This window comes from Streptomyces sp. NPDC047974 (assembly GCF_040653375.1).
GTDB lineage: Bacteria > Actinomycetota > Actinomycetes > Streptomycetales > Streptomycetaceae > Streptomyces.
Genome location: NZ_JBEZNU010000116.1, coordinates 1 through 1,354 on the forward strand (window position 1 = coordinate 1; position 1,354 = coordinate 1,354).

Annotated in this window: 3 protein-coding genes and 1 pseudogene; 1 reads left to right on the plus strand and 3 read right to left on the minus strand. The window is 63.6% G+C overall.

What is annotated here, in order from left to right; all coding sequences use genetic code 11:
• Positions 1–270: pseudogene (locus tag AB0E19_RS38720) on the minus strand (hypothetical protein); the annotation flags it as partial.
• A gap of 95 nt (positions 271–365) precedes the next feature.
• Between AB0E19_RS38720 and AB0E19_RS38725 the strand changes: the two are divergent.
• Complete coding sequence (locus AB0E19_RS38725; RefSeq protein ID WP_150359514.1) at positions 366–683, plus strand: hypothetical protein; 318 nt, start codon at positions 366–368, stop codon at positions 681–683.
• A 3-nt stretch (positions 684–686) separates the two neighbouring features.
• Here AB0E19_RS38725 and AB0E19_RS38730 read toward each other — a convergent pair whose 3' ends face one another.
• A complete protein-coding gene (locus AB0E19_RS38730) occupies positions 687–893 on the minus strand; it encodes a hypothetical protein (RefSeq protein ID WP_049397854.1) in 207 nt (68 codons plus the stop codon).
• Positions 881–1,354 (minus strand): hypothetical protein (locus AB0E19_RS38735; RefSeq protein ID WP_362189952.1); only part of this gene is annotated, 474 nt, incomplete at its 5' end. The genes AB0E19_RS38730 and AB0E19_RS38735, both read right to left, overlap by 13 nt.

A 1,354-nucleotide genomic window follows, 5' to 3' on the forward strand; every position in this document is an offset into this window, starting at 1 on the left:
CCACAGGTCGCGGTCGATCATTTCGCGGCCCCACTCGGTGCCCACGGTCTGCATCAGGCGGCGCGGGGTCTGCCCGTTGAGCCAGTCGAGCGGCTCCTCCTTGAGCGGGCCGTCCTCCATCGCGGACACCGGCAGGCCGGTGATGTCCGCCACGAAGGCGCGGATCGGGGCCGCGAAGGACAGCTTCACGAAGCCGTGGTCGCTGACCAGGAACTCGGCCAGGGTGTCTTTGCCGCTACGGGCGCGGCCGGTAATTCCGATGATCTTCATGGGGACTCCAGAAAAGGAAAGGCCCGCACGAAGCGGGCCAGTTACCAACAGGGATGTTAATGCCGCATACTCAGCGGTCAGAAAAGGAGCCGCTTATGGACGGGATCGAGTACGCCGAATACGAACAAGTAACGCACACGCAACAGAACTACGCAGACAGGATTTACGGCTTCGTAGCCGCTGAGGCGAGTTACGAGCATTCCCCTCCCGCTAAGGCTCAGCAAGACCACGACAATCTCGTCAATAGGGTGCAGTCGCTGGTAAATCTCAAGGTGGTCGGCGGCGAGACCGCTGACGGCAAACCGACAGTCACAGTGTTTTTGCATGACAAGGTTGTGCGTCCGGTTGCAGCGGATCACGTCCGGGACGAATTAATTGCTGATTGGGAGAACGCTAGGGCCAAGCGGGGCTAATCGTCACGCGAGCGAGCGTGCGACCAGCCAAGCAACGCCGACAGCGCCGACAGCAGCGGGCCACAGCTTGATACTGGCGGCGTCGCGGTACATGGCACGTTCGAGGGTGTTGAGGCTGCGCCACCACAGCCAGGCAGCGCCGTAGGCGACGAAGGCGAACAGCACGGCCAGCACGGCGACGATGGTGATGAACAGGATCAGGGTTTCCACAGCTTCACTTCCTTGGTCTTGGGGTTGTAGTCGCCGTAGCGCAGGATTCGCGCGAGGCGTGCTTGGCGGATCGCATCGTGCTTCGACAGCGGCTCGGTGCCGCCGCGGGGGATGCGGGTGGTGTAGGTGGTGACGACGGTGTTCCACAGCGCGCCGAGGTGCTCCTCGACGGACGCATCGCGGTACGCCTCGTGGATTGGCATGAGCAGCTCGTCCGCGCCCTTGTGGCCGATGCCGGGGAAGCCGGGGTAGTTGTCCACCTGGTCGCCCGTGAGCACCTGCTTCATCCAGAACAGGTCAGCGTCGTGAGCCGAGATCGGCCGGACGCCCACGTCGGGACGGTTGGGGTTGTAGAGACGGATGCCGGGGATCGTCTGCATGTCCTTGTCGATGGACACGACGATGCGGCTACCTGGCGCGCGCTTCGGATTCGGGTGCGAGGCCAGCAGGCCCAGCACGTC